Source organism: Pseudomonas sp. 10S4 (genome assembly GCF_034344865.1).
Classification (GTDB): Bacteria; Pseudomonadota; Gammaproteobacteria; order Pseudomonadales; family Pseudomonadaceae; genus Aquipseudomonas.
Window position 1 is genome coordinate 1,596,760 of the sequence record NZ_CP133774.1, and the last position, 16,001, is coordinate 1,612,760.

The 16,001-nt window shown below is 61.7% G+C and carries 8 protein-coding genes and 3 pseudogenes; all 11 read right to left on the minus strand.

All coding sequences use genetic code 11. The features are described 5' to 3' along the window. Nucleotides 1-79: 79 nt before the first annotated feature. Nucleotides 80-2,111, minus strand: a pseudogene (gene tssI, locus RHM58_RS07540) (type VI secretion system tip protein TssI/VgrG). A 28-nt stretch (nt 2,112-2,139) separates the two neighbouring features. Continuing rightward, nucleotides 2,140-3,140, minus strand: a pseudogene (locus tag RHM58_RS07545) (serine/threonine-protein kinase). After that, the gene (locus RHM58_RS07550) at nt 3,137-3,865 is read right to left on the minus strand and encodes a PP2C family protein-serine/threonine phosphatase (protein ID WP_201198987.1); all 729 of its coding nucleotides are present in this window, start codon (nt 3,863-3,865) and stop codon (nt 3,137-3,139) included. Before RHM58_RS07550 ends, RHM58_RS07545 begins: the two are co-directional and overlap by 4 nt. Continuing rightward, nucleotides 3,865-7,404 (minus strand): type VI secretion system membrane subunit TssM, encoded by a 3,540-nt coding sequence (gene tssM / locus RHM58_RS07555; RefSeq protein WP_201198996.1) that lies wholly within the window; start codon nt 7,402-7,404, stop codon nt 3,865-3,867. Before tssM ends, RHM58_RS07550 begins: the two co-directional genes overlap by 1 nt. 13 nt (nt 7,405-7,417) lie before the next feature. Further along, the gene (gene icmH / locus RHM58_RS07560; RefSeq protein ID WP_201199003.1) at nt 7,418-8,293 is read right to left on the minus strand and encodes a type IVB secretion system protein IcmH/DotU; all 876 of its coding nucleotides are present in this window, start codon (nt 8,291-8,293) and stop codon (nt 7,418-7,420) included. Between the two features lie 5 nt (nt 8,294-8,298). Next, entirely contained in the window at nt 8,299-9,630 is a 1,332-nt protein-coding gene (gene tssK / locus RHM58_RS07565) for a type VI secretion system baseplate subunit TssK (protein WP_201190514.1), read from the minus strand. 2 nt (nt 9,631-9,632) lie between these two features. Then, nucleotides 9,633-10,133: a type VI secretion system lipoprotein TssJ gene (gene tssJ, locus RHM58_RS07570; RefSeq protein WP_201199011.1), complete on the minus strand. Its 501-nt coding sequence runs from the start codon at nt 10,131-10,133 to the stop codon at nt 9,633-9,635. A gap of 5 nt (nt 10,134-10,138) precedes the next feature. Then, complete coding sequence (gene tagH / locus RHM58_RS07575) at nt 10,139-11,335, minus strand: type VI secretion system-associated FHA domain protein TagH (RefSeq protein ID WP_201199013.1); 1,197 nt, start codon at nt 11,333-11,335, stop codon at nt 10,139-10,141. 17 nt (nt 11,336-11,352) lie between these two features. Next, nucleotides 11,353-11,493 carry a hypothetical protein gene (locus RHM58_RS07580; RefSeq protein WP_008030659.1) on the minus strand — a complete coding sequence of 47 codons (141 nt, stop codon included), beginning with the start codon at nt 11,491-11,493 and terminating at the stop codon, nt 11,353-11,355. 312 nt (nt 11,494-11,805) lie between these two features. Beyond that, a complete protein-coding gene (locus RHM58_RS07585; protein ID WP_322269994.1) occupies nt 11,806-13,326 on the minus strand; it encodes a sigma-54 interaction domain-containing protein in 1,521 nt (506 codons plus the stop codon). A 61-nt stretch (nt 13,327-13,387) separates the two neighbouring features. Beyond that, nucleotides 13,388-15,994: pseudogene (gene tssH, locus RHM58_RS07590) on the minus strand (type VI secretion system ATPase TssH); the annotation flags it as partial. Between the last annotated feature and the right edge of the window lie 7 nt (nt 15,995-16,001).

A 16,001-nucleotide genomic window follows, 5' to 3' on the forward strand; every position in this document is an offset into this window, starting at 1 on the left:
GAGTAGGAATAAATGGGGGACTAATCAACATAGTAATGATCCATTTTTAATCAATTTTCGAATCCCTCGATCGCTGAAATCAAAGTGACAACAGGTATTTCATTTTGGGTATGGTTTCTTGCTTTTCGTTCATCAACGCCTGATCCATCAAACTCCCCGCCTTATCCTGATCCGCAGCCCCCGGCAGCACCGGTGGTTTAATCCCAATCCCAGTCCCACTCCCCGCCGACCCACCCGCATTAATCTTGATCACCGGCCCAACAACCGTAATCCCACCCGCATCCAGCTTGATAAAGCTCCCCCGGCCTTAACCGTAAGCTCCATCCCCGCCTCAATAACAATCTTCGCCCCAGCCTTCAGATGTATCTCTTTCCCCACACTCGTCAGTTGCGCAGTCCCCAACTTCACATGCTGGTTCTGCCCAACCGTCAGGTGGTCATCCATCCGCGTCTCAGTCTTCCGATCCGCAATCGTGGTGCGATGCTCTTCAGCCTTCAACTCGGTGTAGGTGTTCTTCACCACCGTGTCGTGGCGCTCATTCCCCACGCGGATCTTCTGGTCATGCTCAATGTTTTCATCCCAATCCCGTTGGGCATGGATGAAGATTTGTTCCGCGCCTTTCTTGTCTTCAATCCGCAGTTCGTTGTACCCGCCACCCCCGGTGAGCTGAGGGTTTTGAACACGGTGCGGGTTTTGTTCGCCGGCAGGTCGTAGGGGACCTGGTTTTCCTTGTGGTACAGGCAACCGGTCACCAGCGGTTGGTCGGGGTCGCCTTCGAGGAAGGTGACGAGGACTTCCATGCCGATGCGCGGGATGGCGATGGCGCCGTAGCGGTCGCCGGCCCAGCTGGATGAGACGCGCATCCAGCAGCTGGTTTTGTCGTCGGCCAGGCCTTCGCGGTCCCAGTGGAATTGGACTTTGATGCGGCCGTATGGGTCGCAGTGGATTTCTTCGCCTTTGGGGCCGGTGACCAGGGCGGTTTGGCTGCCGAGGACGCGGGGTTTCGGGTGTTCGAGGGCGGGGCGGTAGAACACGTTCCATGGCGTGGCCAGGAAGCGGTTGCGGTAGCCCTGGTGGAAGTCGTCTTTGTTGTCGGTGGTGTCGCTGGTCACTGACTCTTCGAGGACTTGCGGTTGTTTGCCTTCGTGGAAGATTTCGGTGAGCAGCCAGAGGTCGTTCCACTCGGTGCGCGGGTGGTCGGAGATTTCCAGGAAGTGGCCGCTGTTGAGCGTGGTCTGGTCGCCCCAGCCTTCGGCTTGCTGGTAGTCGGCGCGGTGGCGTTCGAGCGCGCGTTGGCTGAGGAATTTGCCGCGCGCGCGGTCGATGAAGCGGCCGGGGTAGTCGTAGTCTTCCAGGTCCGGTTCGGTGCTTTCGCCATCGGGCTTATATGCCGCTTCGAGTTGCAGGCGTGGTTTTTCGAAGTCGTAGTCTCGGCGGGTCGTGCGGCCGGTGCGGGTTTCCAGGCGTAGTTTGAAGCCCTTGATCACCGGTTCATCCGCAACCAAGCCGCTGCCTTGCACATAAGCGGTCGGCTGGCCGAGTTTCGGGAACACGGTCTGGTCGTCGCCGAACACCAGCAAATGCCCTTTGGGCGTGTGCTGGAAGTGGTAGTGAATGCCTTCTTCTTCACACAGGCGCTGGACGAAATGCAGGTCGGTTTCGTCGTACTGCACGCAGTAATCGCGGTCCGGGCACGGCACGCTCAACTGGAATTTGTACGCGTTGCCCTTGATGCCGTGTTCGTCGAGGATCAGCGCGATGATTTTCGGCGCGGACATCTGCTGGTAGATGCGCTGGTTGGTGCGGTGATGCAGGTATTGCAGTTGCGGCACCAGGGAGATTTTGTAGCGGGTCAGGCGTTTGCCGGCATCGCCCTGGGCCACGCGGTAGATCTGGCCGTGGATGCCGCTGCCCTGCGGGTCGAGCGCGAGGAACGCCTGTTTGTGCAGGAGTTTTTCCAGGTCCAGGTCCGGGTTTTCGCTGACCAGTTCGATGTCGAAGCGATACGGCTGGCTGATGCCTTCGGTGCCGGTGAACGACAGCACTTGCAGGTCGCCTTCGTAGTCTTCGACTTTGAGGCTGAAGTGGGTTTCGTTAGCTGGGTTGAACATGGCTTGCTCCCTGTTCGGTAGTCATCCGTTACGCCCGACGTCGCAGGCGTTGCAGCAAAGACGAAGTGGCGCCCAAGGCGTCACGCAATTGGGCAGCAGTGATCGTTCGATCAGCCGCGTTGAAGGTCAGCGCTTTTCGCAGGGCTGGCCAACAGTGTTTCGGTAAATTCTTCGGTGCATGCAGCTCGCGCTCCAGGCGTTCGTCGCGGGCCTGGGTCGAGGGCAAGCGGCGGAACGGGTGTTTGCCGCCCGCCAATTCGTAGAGCACGCAGGCCACGCCGTAGACGTCGGCGCTGGCGGTCAGCGGTTGGCCTTCGAGCAGTTCGGGGGCGGCGTAGCCGGGGTCCAGGCGTTGAAGCGGCTGCGGCTCAAGTGCGGCAGGCCGGGCAAGATGCCCTCTTCTGCCTGGCCGAGGCCGAAGTCGAACAGGCGCACGCCTTCTTCGCTGAGCATGACGTTGCTCGGTTTCATGTCACCGTGCAGCACGCCGCGAGCGTGGGCGTAGGCCAGCGCGTCGAGCAGCGGCAGCGCGATGTCGCGCAGTTCTTTCCACGGCATGCCCTGGGGCCGCTCGCAGAGTAATTTGTCCAGGGTCAGCCCACGCATGAGTTCCATGGTGATGAAGGCGCGCTGGCAGTCGGTGTCGACTTCAAAGGTGTGAAAGCGCAGCACGTTATCGTGGCGCAGGCGTCGGGTCAGGGCGAACTCGCTGTAGAGCAAGGCACTGGCGTCCGGCGATTCGGCAAATTCTTCGCTGAGGATTTTCAGCGCAATGTAAGGGTCGGGATCGCCGAACTGTTCGTTCAGCAGGTCCCGGGCACGGTAAACCGCGCCCATGCCACCGGCACCGAGCAGGCGCTCGATGCGGTAACGGCCTGCGAGCACGTCGGGCAATTCGCCGACGCTGGCCCGGGTCGGCGCCAGCGCAGGTGAAGCCTGATTGGGCTTGGCGAACGCAAAGTAGGTCAGGTTGTTGTCCTGCTCTTCGCTCACCAGCAGGTCGTCGATCGGTCGCATGAGTTCAGTCATTGGCGGATCACCACGGCAGTCAGGTTGTCCCGTGCCGAGCCACGCAGAGCGCCGTCGAACAGACGCTCCAGCGCAACGTGCGGCGCGGTCAGGCTCAGGGCGTTGCCCAGGGCATCGCTGCTGAGCCCTTGGTACAAACCGTCGCTGCACAACAGGAACGTATCGCCGGGGTAAACCTCGAGTTCGAGCACGTCCAGCGTCAGCACATCGGCTGCCCCGACCGCACGGGTCAGGGCATGGGCCGAAGGATGGGCGCGGGCGTCTTCGACGCTCATGTTTTGCTCGTCGATCAGTTGCTGTTGCAGCGAATGGTCCTTGGACAGCTGATACAACCGCTGGCCACGCCACAGGTAGCAACGGCTGTCGCCGGCCCAGATGCAGGCCGCGCGACTGCCTTCTACCAGCAGCGCCACCACGGTGCTGCCCATGATGCTGTCGTGGCGCCCGGCAGTGACGGTCAACTCCTGGCCCAAGCGGCGATTGATCCAGTGCAAGCACTGGCGAATGCCTTTGAGTCGTTCGTCGAAGTCGTCCTGCACCGGCAATTCCGCCAGGCTGGCGACGATCAACTGGCTGGCGATATCGCCACCCTGATGACCGCCCATGCCGTCCGCGACCACCCACAGCCCCTGCTGTGGCGAGTCGAGAAAGGCATCTTCGTTGCGCGCCCGAACCTTGCCCGGATCGGTACGCGCAGCGCTGCGCCAGGGACTGGCAACCAGCATCAGAGTTGCACCGGCATACGGAAGGTGCGCAGCACGCCCATGTCGAACGGGTTCGGCGTGCGTTGGCTCGACAGCAAGTAGTTGGCGCGCAGGCCACCCACGTCAGCCTTGAGCACCAGCACGTCGCGACCGCTCAGGTACTCGGTCTGCATCAGGTCGAACAGACGGAACAGCGACCATGGGCCGGTGTTCTTTTCGATACCGATTGGGCGGCCAGCCATTTTGTCGAGGACCAGGCTGGTACGACCGTCTTCAGCATCGGTCGGCCATTTGAAGGACACCGGCACGATTGGGCCGTGACGGTATTCGATGGTCTTGTCGCCAAACTTGAACTCGGAACGGCTGACGGCCGGGTCGAGGGTGTACGGCTCGAGTTTGAACTGCACTTGCGGCTCGGCCGGGTTCTCGGCGAAGAAGCTCTGGCGAATGGTTTGTGCCGCGGCCATTTGGTCGAGGTAAACCTTGGAGATCGGCAGGCTGTGACCGTCGACGCTGCGCATGCGGTAGTTACCCGGATCGCCGCTGACGAATGGACGCATGTAGGTGTCGAAGAAGCGATCGACGATACCCTGGGCCTTGAAGAACTCGCGGAAGTCGCTGATTGCCACGTCGCTGGTGCTGTGGGCGCTGAACGGATAACGCTTGTTGATCGCCTTGCCATAGAAGCCGTACAGCTCGCTCTGGTAGCGCTGGTTCAAGTACGCGTAGGAATCGTTGAGCACCAGACGCCAGGTGTCTTCGGCCAACACGTTGAACCAGACACTGACCGGACGCGGCAAGCGGTTGGACGCATTGCGCAGGTTGCTCAGCGCATCACGCTGGCCGCCCATGCGGGTCTTGGCCATTTCGAACGCCGCTTGTTCCGGCGAACTGGCGCGGGCCAGGCTCGCGACTTGCAATTGCAGGTCGTTGAGCGCGGTCAGTGCCGGGGTCAGGTCAGCGGCCGGGCCGTTGTTGTCATCCAGCAAACGGTGCAGCGGTTCGAAGCGACGTTGCAGGGATTTCTTCGCGGTGTCCGGCAGGTTCTTGGCTGCGGCCATGTCCGACGCCTTGTCCGCAGCAGCCGCCGCCAGTTTGCCGAGTTTGCCCAACTTGCCTTTCTGGTCGGCCAGTGCGCCAGCAGCATCAGCCGCTTGATCAGCCGGTTCGGCGTCTGCCGGGAACCGGGTGTTCTCGCGCACTTCCACCAGCAGTTGCAGCACGGGGGAGTTGGCCGAAGTCAGGCCCGCCAGTTGCTCGGCGCCTTCGCTGAAGTCGCTGATCGCCGGCAATGCAACCTGGCCCACGGCTTCGCTCCAGAAGTTGGCGTAGTCGCGGAAGTACAGTTGCTCCAGTTCGACCATCAGGCGACGCAAGTCCATGCCGCTGATGCCCGAGCCTTCGCCCAGCACCCAGTTGTCACGCAGGATATCGCTGACCAGCGTAGCGCCCTGGACCGAGAAGTACTGCTGATAACCCTGTTGGGTGTAGAACCCCGGGATCACGTAATCGGTGCCGACAAACAGCGAACCCTGTGGGCCCAGGTGTTGGCTCAAACGATAGTCCGGCAGGTTGCGGGCCTGCTCACGGAGCATCCGGTAAACCACGTTGGCCAGTGACTCGCTACGCAAGACCTGACGTGCCTGGGCCACCAGTTGATCGTTCAGCGGGTAGACAAACGGCTGCTGGAGCAAACGCTCGAAGTGGGTGTTCAAGCCGTTCTGCACGGCGGTGTTGCCGGCGTAGCGCTGGGACCACTCGGTGGCAACCCAATCCTTGAGCCAACCCGCATCGCGGCGATCCTTCATGTTCAGCATCAGGTACGCACGCAGGCTGTTGAGCAAGCGTTCGCGGTCCTGCATGTTGGCGCGGATCTGCCCTTCCAGCAGGGTCGCGACCCGTGGCAACAGTTGCGCTTCGAGCTCACGCTCGTAGGCAGCCTTGACCACCGGGTTGGTGTCTTCGCCCTGGTACAAACCGCCGCGCTCGTGGTAACCCACGTCACCTTTTTTCGGGAAGACCTGGGTCGCCGCGTAGCTGGTGTCGAGGGTCTTGAGCACGCCCATGGAGTCATCACGGGCGGTCAATGCCGAGCGCGATTGGGTCCAGTTTTGAGCCAGGGAACGCAGGTTTTCCAGACGCTCATAGTTGGCAGAGAAACCGCCCGCCCACAGCAGACCGAACAGGCCCAGTGCCGCCAATGCGCCCACGTACAAGGCACGCTGGCCCCAGTGGATGCGGCTGCGTTCGCGCTTGTCCAGACCGGCCAGATCGGCCTCCGGGAAAATTACGCGGCTGAGCAAATGGTGGATGAAACGCGAACGGCCGCTGCGCAGGGTTGGCAGCATGCCGGCGTTCATGCCCAGATTGGCGCCGATGCCGGCGGTGGTCTGGTCCATCTCTTGAGTCAGGTGCGGTGCGCTGGTCAGGTAGAAACCGCGCAACTGGCTGACACGCTGGTAGCGGTTGCCGGTGAACGCCATGTCGACGAACAGGCACAGGCGCTCGCCGATCTGCCCCAGTTGATGCGGGAAGTCGAGGATGCGGCCACGGCGCTGGGTGTCGCGCTCCTGGTGCATGCGCATGATCACTTGGCTGTTCAGGCGACGCAGCAGCTCTTCGAACTCGGCGCGCAGGACGGCGACGTCGGTGCCGCTCTGCTCTTTGCGGAAGCTGGTGCCGAGTACCTGATCGCTTTCTTCGCGGGTCAGTTGATCGAAGAACTCGTCGAACCCGAGCAGGCGATCAGCCTTGCTCAATACCAGGTAAATCGGCACGTCGACGTGCAGCTTTTGATGCACGTCCTGCAAGCGGGCACGGACCTGACGCGCGAGGGTGTCGAGGTCTTGCTCGCTGCCACCGAGCAGGGTTTCCACTGGAATGGTTACCAGCACGCCGTTCAACGGACGGTTACGACGACGCTTGCGCAGCAGGTCGAGCAAGGTGCTCCAGGCGCTGCCATCGACTTCGGCATCCGGCTGGGTCAGGTAACGGCCAGCGGTGTCGATCAACACGCCGTGGTCGGCGAAGTACCAGTCGCAATGACGGGTGCCGAGGGTGTCACGGGTCAGTTTGCGGTCGATCTTGTTGATCGGAAACTCAAGGCCCGAGAAGTCCAGCAAACTGGTCTTGCCGCTGCCCTGTGGACCGATCAGCAAGTACCAAGGCAAATCACTGCGCCAGCGCTCGCTGCGACCGCGATACAGGCTCGAGGTCTTGAGGGTTTTCAGCGCGTCTTTGAAACGCACTTTCAACTCTTTCTGCTCTTCGTCGATCAGCTCTTCACGGCGGATACGATCCTGGCCGTCTTCGGTGTCTTCGACAGCCTTTTTACGCACACCGGCGCGCCAGCTGACGAAGACCATGGTCAGGCCCCAGATCAGGAACAGCACACTGATGGTCAGCAGGCGGGAGGTCGAACCTTCCCAGAACTTGTAGTCATCGACGGCCAGCAGCGGCCCGACGAACCACACCAGCAGCGCGACGAACAGCACCACCAGCAGGGTCCAGACCCAGGTCTTGCGCAAGAATGCGCCGACTTTCTTGAAAAACTTTTTCATCACACGTCCCTGTTTACGGCTTCGACAGCGGCTGGACCGCGGCCGGATCTAGCTGCTGATAAGGTTGCAGAACGGTTTCGCGTTGCTCGCCCAGTACCCAGGCAAAACCCGAATACATCACCACCAGGCAGACCACGGTGAACAGCACCACCATCCACGCCGGCACGATGCGCACCAGGCTGCGGCGTTGATCGTTCAAGCCTTCCCAATGGGGCGACAGCTCACGTGGCACGTCGCCGCGCAGTTGGCGAATCTGGCGATACAAAGCGTCGCGTATGCCTTCGAGCTCGAGCATGCCGCGAGCTTGCACGCGGTACTTGCCTTCGAAGCCCAGGGACAGGCACAGGTACATCAGTTCCAGCATCGGCAGGTGCTTGACCGGGTTTTTCGACAGGCGATCCAGCAGCTGGAAGAACTTCTCGCCGCCGAAGGTTTCGTTGTGGAAGCTGCTGAGCAGGCTCATCTGCGACCATTCACTTTCGTTGCCCCACGGTGTGGTCACGACGGCTTCGTCGACCACGGTGCAGAGCACGTAACGGGCGGCCATCACCTGGCTGCTTTCGGCGCCGTTGTGCAGCGCGCGCACTTCAAACAGCTTCAGCGCAGAGGTCAGTCGCTCGTTGAGCGCGTACATGTCTTCGCGGGTGTCGCTGTGCTTGAGGCGCACCACTTCCGACAGCAGATCGGACGCGGCGGCCACCAGCGAGTTGAGGCTGATGTTGAACGCTTCGGCCGGGCGCAGGCGCGCGGCGTAGATCATCCGTTCTTCCAACTGCTCGAAACGCGGCGGAGCAGCGAAGTCAGTCAGCGGACTCGAAGCAGGGCCGTGGCCCTGGCGGTCGAGCAGGACGGTTTTATCGTCCTGGTTATGTTCCATGTCCTTAATCATATCGATCAGTTCCTGATGGCCCAGAATTTCAGTTCAAGCTCGGCAAATTCGCCGGACACGTGGAACGCGAAGCCGCCGGAGCGCTCGAGTTGCGCCAGGTCTTCGGAACTGAGTTCGAGGATGAAATAGGTTTTGTTGGAGTGGAACGCGATCTGCCGCGGGGCCACCGGCAACGGTTTGACCTTGATGCCTGGCAGATGCAGGTTGACCAGTTGGCGAATACGCTCCACCGGGCCGACCTTGAGGTGCGCCGGCAAGCGATGGCGCAGTTCTTCGGAATCGCAGTTGGCACTGGCTGCCAGCACGAACGACGCCGAGCCCAGCAGTTTGTGGTCGTGCAACGGCGAAACGATGATCCCGTACTGACGCGCTTGCAGCACCAGTTCGATGGCGTGCTGTTCGAGCACCATCGACAGCACCTGACGAATCGCTTCCATCAGTTTGCGGAAGCTCGCGCCCTGGTCGCTGTGCTGGTAACGGCTGTCCAGGCGCGGGCGTTTGCTGTCGCTGGAGAAGGTCGCCAGATCACCGAGCATGGTCAGCAGCGTGCGGTACAACTCTTCCGGGTGAACTTGCTCCAGGCCCAAATAGTGGCGCAGCAGCAGTTCGGTGCGGTTGATCAGTTGCAGCATCATGAAGTCGCCGACTTCCGCGCCACCGACCTTGCCGTTGGAGCGGATCCGGTCGGCGATGGTGTCGCCCCGGTGGCCGAGCATGCTGATGACTTCTTTGAGGCACGACAGCAAGTAGCTGGAGGAATGCGCCTGAATGTAGGTCGGCACAAAGTCCGGGTCGAGGCTGATCACGCCGTCGGGCGTGGTGTCGAGCACTTCGCAGATCTTCAGCTTCACGTAGGCCTGGTCGCTCTGCTGCTCGCCAAGCAACAGCTTGAAATCCGGGCGGGCGCAACTGACTTGGCTGGCAGAGTCGTCGCCGGCGTTGGAGTCGGCCACTTCCGCGTCATACGCGGTGTAGCGCGCCAGCACATCGGATTGCTCCGGGCGACGGGACTCAATGTGGTTGCCGGTGACCAGCGGCAGCGCCAGGTAGATCGGCGTGTTGCCGGTGTTCGGCGGCACGTCCAGGGCCAACGGTTCGGTGTTGCCACCCAGTTCGAACAGGCTGCCGTCCGGCAGAATCCCCGAGGCCTGGCTGATCACCAGTTTGCCCATGTTGAGGAACTGCAAGTCGATGTCCAGGTTCAGGAAGCCCCAGGTGTAGCTGCCCAACAACTGGGTTCGGGTCTTCATCTGGTGGTCGTAGTAACGATCGTTGTGCTGGAAGTGCTGCGGCCGCAGCAGCATGCCTTCCTGCCAAATGACTTTATGGGAGTTCATGATCAGTCAACCGCCTTGGCGAGCGTTTCATTGGTGTTGCGGATGCCGGACTGGTCGAGGGTCAGATCAGCCTCGGTGAGGGCCACCGGGGTGATTTGCACCGTGTAGCGCCATTTGGTTTCCGGCAGGTCGCGGTAGGCGGCGAGCACGCCAACGTAGCGGCTGCCCTCTTCCACGCTGAGCTTGAGCTCGACGGTTTCGCCCGGACGCAGTTCCAGCTCTTCGGTGGCGACCATGTCCGGGGCCAGGGATTCCTTGGCGCGCTCGTACAGGCTGAAGAAGTCCGCGTTCTCGAAGGCCACCGGGTGCTTGAGTTCAAACAGGCGCACGACGATTGGCGACGGACGACCATTAAGGTCCGGGTTCAACTGATCGCTGGCGGTCAGCTTCAGGTTGAGTTTGGTCACGGTGGAATACGGCGACAGCGACGAGCAGCCGGCCAGCAGCACCAGGGCAGCCAGCGCTGTCAGCGTCTTGAAAAAAGCGGTCGAGCAGCGAGACATGCGCATCATCCTTGGTGGTCGGTGTGAAGGGTGGAAATCAGGCGGATCTGTTCTTCGTAGGCCTGGGCGAAGTCGCGGGCCAGCAGGCGCTCGCTCCAGTCATCGTCCTGACGCAGGGCCTGGTGATAACGCCCGTAAGCTCTCCAGCGGCTGCCGGAAGTGGCCAGGATCGGTTTGTTGTCGCGTTCAAAACGCAAGGTCAACTGCTCGGGCGAGAAGTGCTCCAGCGTGCCGCGAACCGCTGCTCGGCTGGCGGTCAGCAAGGCCACCTGGTGCGCTTGCAAATCGCGGAACGAACGGGAGATCGCTTGCTCGGCCGGCAACTGGCCCGGCTTGTTCGGCTGCAACAAAATGCCCAGCGCTTCACCGGCATCAACGGCGAATTTAAGCGGGTTTTTGTTGTTGCCCTGGACGATGGTCTGGGCCAGGCGCAGTTCGTTTTTCAACTCGCTGCGGGTACGCAGGCTCTGCTGCAAACCACCAACGCTTTGCTTGAGCAGGCGCGCGGCGTTCAGGGCCAGGGCTTCGCGGGCATCATGGTCGAGGCCTTTGAGGTCCACGCCCAGCGCTGCACCGAAGTGCTCCCAGAAACCTTCGCTCTGACGCGGGGCCGCTATCGGCGCCGGGGCTGGCGCGGGTTCGGCCGGGGCGTCGATCAGCTCCGGGACCATCAGGCTTTCCATGTCGATACGCGCGTAGTCGGCGCGTTGACGAGTATCTTCGGGCGCGTTGCGCGGGGAGATCAGTTCGTCGATTTCCGAGTACACGCGCTCTTGCTGATCGAGGGCGTTCAGCGGGTCGAGGTCGAGGAACGCATCATCAGGAATGATGCTGCCCGCCGCCTGCGGACGGCCGACTTCCACGTCGAAGGTCGCCGGGTCGCGGACCAGCCGCGCACGGATCTCGAAATCACCCAGCACGTAGACACTGCCGTGCTCGATGCGCATGGCTTCGCCCTTGCGCAAGCGCGCGCCGCTTTCGCTGTCCTGGATACCGTTGCTGCTGGTATCGGTCAGGTAAAACGTGCCTTCGCGGTAGCTGATCAACGCGTGATGGTTGGACAGGTGACGCTTGCGGTCCGGAATGATCCAGTCGCAATCCTCGCCCCGACCAATCACGCCGCCGGCCTGTTTGAAGGTCTTCTGGCACAAATCCGTGGGCACGAATTGCTTGGTGTTCAGCATTTCGAAAACCAGTTCCATGATGATGCTCCTTGCGGTCACTTGCCGCGATTGACCGCCTGCGGATCACCCAATGGGCGATAGGTGTTGTCGTTGAATTTGTAATTGCCGCTACAGCCGCCGAGGCCGCATAGAACGACGAGGGTCAGCAGGACGGCTTGCCAGTGACGAACAGACATCAGAGGGTCTCCAGGGGTAGACAAAGTACAAAGCGCCGACCCTTTCGGGCGGCGCTGTTGGAAGCGAATGAGGTGGATTGGGAGGCTCTAGCCAATGGCTTTAAGCCGAACACCTGTATTGAGGTGACCCTTTGTGGCGAGGGGGCTTGCCCCGTTGGGTCGCGAAGCGGCCCCAAAACTGACTACCCAGTTTATTCAGGCAAACTGCATTTACTGGATGGCGACTGCTGCGCAGCCGAACGGGGTAAACCCCTCGCCACAGGGAATCCGCTCACCACAAGGAGCGCGTTCAACGCAGGAATGGCCGTTGGGTTAACCATCGAAATCACCCAAATTGATATTCAGGCGCCCGAGGCGGTAGAGCAACGTGCGGCGTGGCAGCCCTAATTCGCGGGCGGCGAGGGTCTGGTTGCCGTCGTTTTTTCGCAGGCAATCGAGCAGCAGACTGCGTTCAACCTGCTCCAGACGTTCGCGCAGGTTCAAGCCGCTGTTGTCTTCCGGCATCGCTTCCATGCGCAGGGAAAAATGCTCGGCCAGCAACTCGCCGCCCTCGCACAGCAGCACGGCCCTTTCGACCAGACCTTTGAGTTCGCGCACGTTGCCCGGAAAGGCGTAGCCGGACAGGTGATCCAGCGCCGCCTCGGACCAACGCACCGCGTCCCGTTGCAAGAACGAGCAAGCCTTGTCGGCGAAGTGCCGGGCCAGGTCGAGAATGTCGCCTTCGCGATGACGCAAGGCCGGTAACTCGATAGGGAATTGCGCGAGGCGATAGTACAAGTCCTCGCGGAATTTGCCTTCGCTGACCAGCACCGCCAAATCCCGGTGAGTCGCAGCAATGATGCGCACGTCGATCTTGTGAGTGTCGTTGGAACCCAACGGGCGGATTTCGCCTTCCTGCAACACGCGCAACAACTTGGCTTGCAGGGACAACGGCATGTCGCCGATTTCATCGAGCAGCAAGGTGCCGCCATTGGCCGCATCGAACAGACCGGCGCGGTCACGATCAGCACCGGTGAACGCGCCTTTGCGGTAGCCGAACAGTTCACTTTCCAGCAGGCTCTCAGGGAACGCCGCGCAGTTCTGCACGATGAACGCCTGGGAACGGCGCGGCCCGCAATCGTGAATCGCCCGGGCAACGACTTCCTTGCCAGTGCCGGTTTCACCGCGCAGCAGCACGGTGTATGGGCTGTGCAGGACTTTGCTGATCAGCGAATAGGTCTGGCGCATGGCCGCACTTTTGCCGATCAAGCCGTAGCCGCTGATGCTCGGAACGCTGACCGGGCTCGGCAGCACTTCAGTAACTGGCCGGCGCAAACGTTGCAGCAGATGCAATTGGCCCAACACGAACGAACCGAGTTGCCCGAGAGAATCGGCAAAGCCGTGCAGGTCGATGTCCCGGTGACTGGCGCACAGCAGCAGACCTTCAACGGCCTTCTGCTGATTAACCAAAGGCACGCACAGCAACGACTGCCATGGCGTGGCCTGGTTCGGCAGGAACGAGGTTTCGTGCAGGCTGCCGCTCAATTCACTGAGGCAGACCACGCGGTTCTGGCACAGGGCGAATTGCAATAATTGCTCACCGTTGTAATCCGCCGACAAGCTCGCCGACTCCCGGGGTTGCAGACTGCCGTTGAGGCACTCGGCATTCATCCCCAGGCACGTGTGAGTCGCGTCCAGCAGGTACAACTGGGTCAACTCGCAACCGCTGAGCTCGGCCAAACCGCGCACGAAGTCACCCAGCAACGCAGCACCGTCCGCCGCCCGCGACAGGCTGGCGAACTGCGCCAGCAAGGCTTCGGCATAGACCAGTGGTTGCGGCACTCGAGTGAACATCACACCCACCTCAGGCGAACTCGCAGATCACGCTGGCGTTGCCGTCGAGCGTTGCGTGAACGCGCTTGAGGCTTTCGCCGGTGGCCATCGCGTCGAGCAAGCGGTCGGCCACCAGCGGCAGCACGTGCAGGTCCAGCAAGTGGTCGATCAGGCGCGCGCCGCTGTCGCTTTGGGTGCAGCGTTCGGCCAAGTGATCGACGAGGTTCTGGCAGTACGAGAAGTCGAGCTGACGACGGTTCAGGCGCTCGCCCAAACGGCCGAGTTTTATTTCGATCAGCTCGCGCAGCACCGGGCCACCCACCGGGTAGTAAGGCACCACACGCATCCGCGCCAGCAGCGCCGGTTTGAAGTGCTTGCTCAGCACCGGGCGAATGGTTTCTTCGAGCACTTCAGCCGATGGCCGTGCACCGTTTTCGCAGAGTTCGGCGATGCGGTCGCTGCCCAGGTTCGAAGTCATCAGGATCAACGTGTTGCGGAAGTCGATCTCGCGCCCTTCCCCGTCGTTGGCCACGCCTTTATCGAAGATTTGGTAGAACAGGTTGAGCACGTCCGGATCGGCTTTTTCGACTTCATCGAGCAAGACCACCGAGTACGGTTTCTGCCGCACGGCTTCGGTGAGCATGGCCGCCCTCGCCGTAAGCCAACGTAGCCTGGGCGGTGCACCGAACAGGCGCGACACGGTGTGCTTCTCCTGGAACTCGGACATGTTGATAGTGGTGATGAAACGATCACCGCCGTACAGCAGGTCTGCGAGGGCCAGCGCGGTTTCGGTCTTGCCGACGCCACTCGGGCCGACCAGCAGGAACACGCCAACCGGTGCATCAGGTTTGTTCAGGCCGGCGGCGGTGGCGCGCATCGAGCGATCCAGCGCGTGAACCGCTTGTTCCTGACCCCGGATGCGGGTGCGCAGGTCGGTGGCGAAGCTCGCAACCTTGGCGTTGTGCTCACGAGCCAGTTGCGCCAATGGCACACCGGTCCAGGCGCTGATCACTTCGGCTACCAGACGCGGGCACACTTCGAAGCTCACCAGCCGCTCTTTGACTTGCAACTCGGTCAGGGCTTTGTGCGTTTCGTTGAGTGCGGCTTCCAGGGTTTCAACGCTTTGCGCTTCATCCACCGGCACTTCGAGGGTTTCAATCACGGTGCCTTCGGCGTCTTCTTCTACCGTGACGGTTGGTTCGACAGCGGCAGCCTCACGAGCCTTGGCCAGTTGCTGACGCAGGTCCAGCAGGCGCTCGGCGAGTTCTTTCTGTTCGGTCCACAGCGCTTCCAGCGCGACCATTTCGTCTTCGGCTTCGGCCAAACGATCTTCCAAAGCGTCCAGCGCTTCGTGATCGATCAACAGACCAGCCTCGGCATCACGACGCAGGGCCTGACGCTGACGGCCACCTTCAGCCAGTTCGCCACGCAGGCGTTCCAGGCTTTCCGGGGCAGCGGCGAGGCTGATGCGCACGCGGGCGCAGGCGGTGTCGAGTACGTCGACAGCTTTGTCCGGCAGTTGACGGCCAGCGAGGTAGCGCGCCGACAATTCGGCCGCTGCGACCACTGCGTCATCGCGCAGGTAGATGCCGTGGCTCTTCTCGTAGACCTGAGCCAGGCCACGGAGGATGGTCACCGCTTCGCTGACGGTCGGTTCGTGCAGTTGCACTGGTTGGAAACGACGGGCCAGGGCCGGGTCTTTTTCGAAGTATTTCTTGTACTCCGCCCAAGTGGTCGCAGCGATGGTGCGCAACTCGCCACGGGCCAGGGCTGGCTTGAGCAGGTTGGCCGCGTCGGAACCGCCGGCATTGCCGCCCGCGCCGATCAAGGTGTGGGCTTCATCGATGAACAGGATGATCGGTTTTGGCGACGCTTTGACTTCGTCGATCACGCCTTTGAGGCGACGTTCGAATTCACCTTTGACGCTGGCGCCAGCCTGCAACAGGCCCATGTCCAGCGACAGCAATTCGACGCCTTTCAGTACTTGCGGCACTTCACCGGCAGCGATGCGCGAGGCCAGGCCTTCGACGATGGCGGTTTTACCGACGCCGGCTTCACCGACCACGATCGGGTTGTTTTTGCGGCGACGGGCGAGGATGTCGACCATCTGGCGAATCGCGCCATCGCGGCACAGCACCGGGTCGAGTTTGCCGTCACGAGCCTGCTGGGTCAGGTTGTGGGTGAAGCGCTGCAACAGCGATTCACCCGGCACAGCCGGTTTGCCGGTGGCCGGTTGTTCTTTCTGGGACAGGGCGAATTCTTTCAGGCGCTCGATGTTCAGCTTGGCCAGCAATGACTGGTAGCGACTGCCGGCGTAGCGCATCGGGTTGCGCAGCAGCGCGAGGATCAGCGCGGCTTGCTCGACCTGGCTCTGACCCAGTTCAAGGTTGGCCACCAACAAGGCGTCTTGCAGCCATTGCACCAGTTCCGGGGCGAACACCGGGTTGCGCGAAGCGCTGTGCTCAACCCGCGATTGCAGCGCGGCGCTCAGTTCACCGGCATCTACTTCGGCATCTTGCAGCGCGCGTGCGAGCAAGCCTTGCGGGCGCTCCAGCAAGCCCAGCAGCAGGTCTTCGACGAGGATTTTGCTACCGCCACGGGCGACGCAACGTTCGGCCGAACTTTCCAGGTCACGACGGGTTTCGGCGTCCAGCGCCTGAATCAGTTGTTGCAGGTCTACGTTGATCATGGGTCAT

Excerpts from the sequence above, each read along its gene's own strand:
- RHM58_RS07550 (WP_201198987.1), bottom strand. The coding sequence starts at position 3,865 with ATGCTGGTTGCCAGTCCCTGGCGCAGCGCTGCGCGTACCGATCCGGGC.
- tssM (WP_201198996.1), bottom strand. The coding sequence starts at position 7,404 with ATGAAAAAGTTTTTCAAGAAAGTCGGCGCATTCTTGCGCAAGACCTGG.
- icmH (WP_201199003.1), bottom strand. The coding sequence starts at position 8,293 with ATGATTAAGGACATGGAACATAACCAGGACGATAAAACCGTCCTGCTC.
- tssK (WP_201190514.1), bottom strand. The coding sequence starts at position 9,630 with ATGAACTCCCATAAAGTCATTTGGCAGGAAGGCATGCTGCTGCGGCCG.
- tssJ (WP_201199011.1), bottom strand. The coding sequence starts at position 10,133 with ATGTCTCGCTGCTCGACCGCTTTTTTCAAGACGCTGACAGCGCTGGCT.
- tagH (WP_201199013.1), bottom strand. The coding sequence starts at position 11,335 with ATGGAACTGGTTTTCGAAATGCTGAACACCAAGCAATTCGTGCCCACG.
- RHM58_RS07580 (WP_008030659.1), bottom strand. The coding sequence starts at position 11,493 with ATGTCTGTTCGTCACTGGCAAGCCGTCCTGCTGACCCTCGTCGTTCTA.
- RHM58_RS07585 (WP_322269994.1), bottom strand. The coding sequence starts at position 13,326 with ATGTTCACTCGAGTGCCGCAACCACTGGTCTATGCCGAAGCCTTGCTG.